The 6955-nt window shown below is 56.7% G+C and carries 8 protein-coding genes and 1 tRNA gene; 1 reads left to right on the forward strand and 8 read right to left on the reverse strand.

Features of this window, described 5'->3' with window-relative positions:
- Positions 1 to 25: 25 nt before the first annotated feature.
- The 8 genes from AC5EFR_RS15325 to AC5EFR_RS15360 form a co-directional block, all read right to left on the reverse strand.
- Positions 26 to 1291: a glutamate-5-semialdehyde dehydrogenase gene (locus tag AC5EFR_RS15325; RefSeq protein ID WP_493576661.1), complete on the reverse strand. Its 1266-nt coding sequence runs from the start codon at positions 1289 to 1291 to the stop codon at positions 26 to 28.
- Between the two features lie 57 nt (positions 1292 to 1348).
- Positions 1349 to 2455, reverse strand: a complete 1107-nt coding sequence (gene proB, locus AC5EFR_RS15330; RefSeq protein ID WP_493576662.1) for a glutamate 5-kinase — start codon at positions 2453 to 2455, stop codon at positions 1349 to 1351.
- Positions 2443 to 3489: a GTPase ObgE gene (gene obgE / locus AC5EFR_RS15335; protein ID WP_299928482.1), complete on the reverse strand. Its 1047-nt coding sequence runs from the start codon at positions 3487 to 3489 to the stop codon at positions 2443 to 2445. Before obgE ends, proB begins: the two co-directional genes overlap by 13 nt.
- A 68-nt stretch (positions 3490 to 3557) precedes the next feature.
- Positions 3558 to 4100, reverse strand: a complete 543-nt coding sequence (locus AC5EFR_RS15340; protein WP_493576663.1) for a GNAT family N-acetyltransferase — start codon at positions 4098 to 4100, stop codon at positions 3558 to 3560.
- Between the two features lies 1 nt (position 4101).
- Positions 4102 to 4641, reverse strand: coding sequence for a GNAT family N-acetyltransferase (locus tag AC5EFR_RS15345; RefSeq protein WP_493576664.1), 540 nt, complete (start codon positions 4639 to 4641; stop codon positions 4102 to 4104).
- A 155-nt stretch (positions 4642 to 4796) separates the two neighbouring features.
- On the reverse strand, positions 4797 to 5066 hold the full coding sequence (rpmA, locus tag AC5EFR_RS15350) for a 50S ribosomal protein L27 (RefSeq protein ID WP_097804027.1): 270 nt from the start codon (positions 5064 to 5066) through the stop codon (positions 4797 to 4799).
- Between the two features lie 18 nt (positions 5067 to 5084).
- Positions 5085 to 5684, reverse strand: a complete 600-nt coding sequence (locus AC5EFR_RS15355; RefSeq protein WP_493576665.1) for a 50S ribosomal protein L21 — start codon at positions 5682 to 5684, stop codon at positions 5085 to 5087.
- 233 nt (positions 5685 to 5917) lie between these two features.
- Complete coding sequence (locus AC5EFR_RS15360) at positions 5918 to 6718, reverse strand: DUF2059 domain-containing protein (protein WP_493576666.1); 801 nt, start codon at positions 6716 to 6718, stop codon at positions 5918 to 5920.
- Positions 6719 to 6865: 147 nt separating this feature from the next.
- Between AC5EFR_RS15360 and AC5EFR_RS15365 the strand changes: the two genes are divergently transcribed.
- Positions 6866 to 6955: transfer RNA gene (locus AC5EFR_RS15365), tRNA-Ser, on the forward strand.

Genomic DNA, 6955 nt, shown 5'->3' on the forward strand with positions numbered 1-6955 from the left:
GACCCAAATTTGTATCACGCGCCCTTTAGGCCCGCGTTGTTCCGTCGCCAACCACGAGGTATTTAAAACTCGTCAGTTGCGCCGCCCCAACCGGGCCGCGCGCATGCATTTTGCCCGTTGCGATGCCAATCTCGGCCCCCATGCCAAATTCACCACCATCGGCGAATTGGGTCGAGGCGTTGCGCATCAAAATGGCGCTGTCCACCCGCTCAAAGAACCGGTTCGCGGCGTCATCATCCTCGGTTAGAATACAGTCCGTATGGCTCGACCCGTATTGGCGGATATGGGCGATGGCCTCGTCGATGTCATCCACCACTTTGGCGGCGATGATCATGTCGAGATACTCTTTGCCCCAATCATCCTCGGTGGCTTCCTGGGTGCCCTCGATTGCTTTCAACACCTCACCGGCGCGCACTTCGACCCCGGCGTCTAGCAGCGATTTCACCAAGCCCTGACCGATGGTGTCAACGACATCGCGGTGGATCAACAAGCATTCAGCCGACCCGCAAATCCCGGTACGGCGGGTTTTTGCATTCATAACGACGGACAAGGCTTTGACCGGGTCGGCGGCTTTGTCGACATAGATATGAACGATGCCCTCAAGATGAGCGAACACTGGCACGCGCGCTTCGCGTTGGACCAAACCAACCAGCCCCTTGCCACCACGCGGTACAATCACGTCAACCGTATCGGTCATGGTGAGCAATTCACGCACGGCGGCGCGATCACGGGTTGGGATCAACTGAATCGCATCTTCTGGAAGGCCCGCAACACGCACCCCAGCCACCAGACACGCATGGATCGCGTTGGACGAGTTGAAGCCTTCGGAGCCGCCGCGCAGAATAACAGCGTTACCAGATTTCAAACATAGAGCCCCGGCATCCGCCGTCACGTTGGGGCGCGATTCATAGATCACACCGATCACACCCAAAGGTGTGCGCACCCGACGAATGTTCAACCCGCTGGGTTGATCCCAGTCTTCGGTCACTTGACCCACGGGATCGTCTTGGGCGGCAACGGCGCGCAGCCCGTCAACGATGCCTTGGATGCGAGGCTCATCAAGCATCAAGCGATCCATCATTGCCGCGGACAACCCTTTGTCGCGACCATAGTCCATGTCTTTGGCATTGGCGGCGATGATCTCGGCGCGCGCCTCCCAAACCGCATCTGCTGCGGCCTCAAGGGCACGCTGTTTCACCGGGGCCGGGGCAAAGGCAAGCTCCGCTGCGGCGGCTTTTGCACGCGCGCCGATATCGGCCATAAGGGCGGGGATATCTGTCAGGTCTTTCATGACGTCTTCCTTTGCTGAGGTGGTTTTAAACTTAATAAGGGGTGCGCCGTCAGGCGTCTACAGGGCCATGTCATCGCGGTGCACCAACACCGCGCGCCCCGGATAGCCCAACACGGCTTCGATCTCGGAACTGTGACGGCCAGCAATCGCGCGGGCTTCGGTGGCGGTATAGCGGCAAAGCCCCTGCCCCAACGTCTCGCCTGATTGAGCTTTGATTGTAACGGGGTCACCGCGCCCAAACCGCCCTTCGACACCGCTAAGCCCCGCCGGAAGCAACGATTTTCCGGAGGCCAAGGCCCTGGCCGCGCCTGCATCAACCACCAAAACCCCTTGCGGTTTCATTGCTGAAATCCAACGTTTGCGCGCTGTGTGCGGATCGGTTTGGGGGGTAAACAACGTGTTCTTTGCGCCGTCTTTCAAGCGGTGCAATGGGTGGTTTTCCGCCCCGTGCATGATGATCATCGCACAGCCCGAAGCCGTCGCCGTTTTGGCCGCCAAGACCTTGGTTTTCATTCCGCCTTTCGAGAGACCAGAACCGGCATCGCCAGCCATTCCCTCGATCTCAGGGGTAATATGATCAATGATATCAAGATGCTGGGCCGATGGATCAATCTGGGGATTGCCAGTATAGAGACCATCGACATCCGACAATAACACCAAGAGGTCAGCACCAACGGTGGCCGCAACCTGCGCCGCAAGCCGGTCATTGTCGCCATAGCGAATTTCATCAGTGGCGACGGTGTCGTTTTCATTGACGATTGGAACGGTGCCAAAGCCCAACAACGTCGACAGGGTTGCGCGAGAGTTCAAATAGCGACGACGATCGGCGCTGTCTTCCAAGGTCACCAAAACCTGAGCCGTGGTAAGGTCATGAGGAGCCAAGGCTTCTTGCCACGCACGCGCCAACCGGATTTGCCCGACGGCCGCCGCCGCCTGGGATTGTTCCAACGACAATTCAGTCATCGGTAGGCCCAAAATCCCACGTCCCAAAGCGATGGAGCCGGACGATACCAGAACAACATCCGCGCCGCGTTGGCGCAAATCTGCGATGTCCTGAGCAATGGCCCGCAACCAATCGGCACGCAAATCGCCGCTGGACCGGTCGACCAACAAGGCCGAGCCGATCTTGATTACGATCCGTTTAGCGTCACTTAGGGATGCCACGTCCCGTCCCCTTCTTCTTCAGGATCAACGGGTTTGTCGGCCTCGCGCCGGGCATCAACATGCGGTCGCAGGGCACGCAGGACTTCGGTCACGCCTTCGCCGGAGGCACCAGACATGAGCAACACATTCTCTGCCCCAACCGCTTCAAGTTCATCCTTAAGAAAGGCGCGTTCTTCGTCGTCCAACGTGTCGATCTTGTTCAAAACCGTCACGCGCGGCTTGTCGGCAAGCCCTTCGCCATAGGCTTCCAATTCATCACAAATGGTTTTGTAATCCTCAAGCAAAGAACCCGAGCTGCCATCAATCAGGTGCAACAAAACTGCACAACGTTCGACGTGGCCAAGGAACAAATCGCCCAAACCACGGCCCTCATGTGCCCCTTCGATCAGACCGGGAATATCGGCGACGACAAATTCATTGCCATCAACCAACACAACACCAAGGTTCGGGTGCAAGGTTGTAAACGGATAATCAGCGATTTTCGGGCGGGCGTTCGATGTCGCCGCCAAGAACGTCGATTTACCGGCGTTGGGCAGGCCAACAAGACCAACATCCGCAATCAGTTTCAGACGCAGCCAAAGCGTCCGATTGATCTCTTCCTGACCGGGATTGGCGCGGCGTGGCGCTTGGTTGGTCGAGGTTTTGAAGTGCAAGTTGCCCCAGCCGCCATTGCCGCCCTTGGCCAACAAAACACGCTGCCCGAGCTCGGTCAGATCGGCGATGACGGTTTCCTCGTCCTCGTCCAGAATTTCGGTGCCAACTGGAACACGCAAAATAATGTCTTGGCCGTCTTTACCAGTTCGCCCCTGCCCCATGCCGCTTTTGCCGTTATCGGCAAACCAGTGTTGCTGATAGCGAAAATCGATCAGGGTGTTTAGCCCATCCACGGCCTCGGCCCAAACGGACCCGCCTTTGCCGCCGTCGCCACCATCAGGCCCACCATATTCGATGAACTTCTCACGACGGAAGCTGATACAGCCGTTGCCGCCCCCACCAGAGCGAATGTAGACTTTGCAGAGATCAAGAAATTTCATCGCTTTGGCTTTCTATTCAGGACCTGAAGACCCAGGTTGGGGCGGTGTAGCTGGGAAGTTAGGTTTTCTCAAGCGGGCTTGGCGCGCTGCCAGTGATCTTTTGTCAATGTGACCCGGATTACCGGCATTTCTTTGCCATGAAAATGTGCGTGACGCATGAGGGTTTCACCAGTCGGGAGGAACCCGAGTTTGGTCAAGACTTTTGGTGATCGCGTGTTGCCTTGGATCCAGCCGGACCCAATCTCATCCCCTTGCCCGTCAAAGAACCAGTCAACCATAGCGCGCGCCGCATCCGACATCACGCCGCGCCCCCACGCCCGTTCGGCCAACCAATAGCCAAGTTCAGGCATGGCGCTCCGATTGGCGTCAAAACTGCGTGCGCTTTCAATCGAAATCACCCCAAGCGGCTCATTGTCTTCGACGATGACGCGAAACCCCTCTTTGACGGCAAAACTCTCAATGAACTGCTCCGCATCCTCAATCCGATAAGGAAAGGGAACGCTGGTCAGCCAGCGATGAACATTGGGATTGGCGATGTCGCGGGTGATCCAGCTTGCATCTGCGGCGCACATGGGCCGCAATACAAGCCGACCCATGTGCAAATTCAGCATGTTAGGTCAACTTTTTAAGGTAAGTCCATGTCGGGATTTTGGCATTGCGCGATACACAAAACGCTTCGGCATCACCGATATATTCGAAGCCACAATTGACCAGAACACGGGCCGAGGCCGGATTGTCCTGAAACACACTGGCAAAGATCGTATCGTTTTGCATCGGGTTCGCCGCGACCAAAGCCTCAACCGCCTGACTGGCCAAACCGGTGTTCCAAAACAACGGGGCCACCCAATAGCCAACTTCGGATTGGTTGCGATCCATACGTTTGAGCGTAATCGCCCCCATGACTTCGGCCCCACCAACCTTGGTGGCATCCATGACCCAAACATCTTCATCGCGCTTGGCATCGGTGACGCGATCTATCATCGCAGCAACCGCACCGGGGGGCAAAGGATGGGGAATGGTTGGGGTCATCTGAGCAACACGCTCATCGCCAGCATAATGTTCCAACAACCCGATGTCAGATTGCTGAACAGGGCGCAAATCAAACCGCTCGGTCTCGACCAAGGGTTGTTGCTGCAAATCATCCAGGCTCATCTGCACTCTCCTCATGTGCATGCCTTTATCACTTAGGCATTGGAAATCGGTTAATCAGGGGTCTTGTCCTGAATGTGACCGGTCCAATTCACCTAAATGAAAAAGGGGACCGGCGGTGTGCCGATCCCCTATTGTTTTTCAACCTCTAGGTCGGCTTATTCAGCGGCCTCCGCCACCGGCAGGACCGAAATAAAGGTTCGGCCCTTGAGGCCTTTGCGGAAGGTGACTGCGCCTTCGACAGTTGCAAAGATGGTGTGATCTTTGCCCATGCCTACGCCTTCACCTGGCCAAAACTTGGTGCCGCGCTGACGCACGACGATATTGCCCGGAATAGCCGCTTGGCCACCGTACAATTTTACACCAAGACGACGACCAGCTGAGTCGCGACCGTTGCGGGAGGAACCGCCAGCTTTTTTATGTGCCATGTGTTGCTCTCCTTAGCCTTAGGCCAGTGTTTTGGCTTGCTCAACCCACTCAGCTTTGACTTTGGCACCTTCAAAGGTGTCGGCGTCAACTGCTGCGAGCTGTGCAAAAGTTGTGATACCGGCTTCCGCCAGCTTCTTGGCGGCGGCTGGGCCGACACCTGTGATTTCTGTCAGATCATCTGCACCAGCGGCGGCTTCTGCTTTGGGAGCAGCGGCCTCTTTGGCTGGCTTAGCGGCTGCAGGAGCAGCAGCTTTAGGAGCGGAACCCGCGCCAATAGCAGCTTTAACGCCCGACTTGTCCGCACCTTCGGCCAAGATGTCGGTCACGCGCAGCAGGGTAAGTTGCTGGCGGTGGCCTTTGGTACGCTGCGAGCTGTGCTTACGGCGACGCTTGACGAAGTTGATGGTCTTTTCGCCTTTGATCTGGTCGACGATTTCAGCCTGAACGCCGGCACCTGCCACAAAGGGGGCACCGATGGCTGTGCTTTCGCCGCCAATCATCAGAATATCGTTGAACTGGACGGTTTCGCCCGCATCAGCAGCCAGCTTTTCCACACGGAGAATATCACCCGCCTGGACTTTGTATTGCTTGCCGCCGGTCTTGAGTACCGCGAACATCGCGTGTTTCCTTTCATATCGCGTTCTTCGGCCCCCGTTTCCGGGCGTTTGTGGCCACGGGTCTTTGCCCTTGGCCGCCTCGAACCGCGCGTCCCGTTTGGAACGTTCGTTTCAACAAAAACAAAAGGCGGAGCCGTAGCCCCGTCCTTTGCAGCGTGCTTATGCACGCGTGATATGTCGTTTGTCAAGCGAAGCCGCGTTTTTTCAGCTGCGCTTCTGCAGTCTTGCGTCGACTACAAATCCTGCCCTTGCATCTGCTGCGCCGCAGCAAGACCCAAGGCATAGGAAATATCGTCATACATCTGGTTAAATCCCGCAAAGAGAGCTTGGTTAAGCGCCCTTCCCTCTGGGCTTGATGAAAACGTGACATAGGCATCGAGCTCGTCCTCATCCAAAGGGCCATAGGCCATCATCAAAAACCCATAGAGCCATTCACGGGTATCGACACGGGTCTCGTCCTCTTGGGCCCAAACATCCGACAGGATTTCTCCTTCGCTCATTTCAAACCCACCACCATCGACCAGGCCGCGATAGAACTGAAACGACGCGTTCAACGCGCCGGTGACATTGGCCTCGATCAGGTCATTGGCCTCAATAAACGCCGTTACGCCCCTAAGGTCCTTGTCCTCGGCATCATAGTAGGACTGTCGTGCGGCCTGTTCGATGGCATCATCAATCATGGCCTGACGCGCGCTCAGCTCAAGCTTTACGACTTGCTTGCCGAGGTCAGAGTTGAAGAAGGCCAACAGGGCATCGGTGTCCGCATCCCCTAACGCCGCCCCAAACTGGGCCCGCACCAATTGTTCCATTTTGGAAATATCGTAGATTTGATCGAGCAAGGACTGCCAATGGGCGTTTTGACCACCGGCAAACATGTCGGTGGCCATTTCCTGACCATAGGCGACACCTTCGTCACGCATAATGGTCAATAGCGCGTCCAATTGCAGAGCGTCCAACACATCGTCCGACGGCTCCGCATGGACAGGCAAAGCCAAAGTCATGGCCAAAAGACCAGCAATAAAACGGCGCAACATTTTGGTGTCCTTATCCTGTACACCCTATAACGGTATGCCCCCTTGTCGGGATTTCCAAGGGGTCAGCGCCTTCATGAGCGGATTGTGTAAATTTCTTGTTGCACCCTCCCCCGTAGCGGTCTAAACGGCCCCTCACCAGACCCCCGCGGAGAGGTGCCGGAGTGGTCGAACGGGGCGGTCTCGAAAACCGTTGTGGGTGCAAGCCTACCCAGGGTTCGAATCCCTGTCTCTCCGCCA

Source organism: Pelagimonas sp. (genome assembly GCF_058892305.1).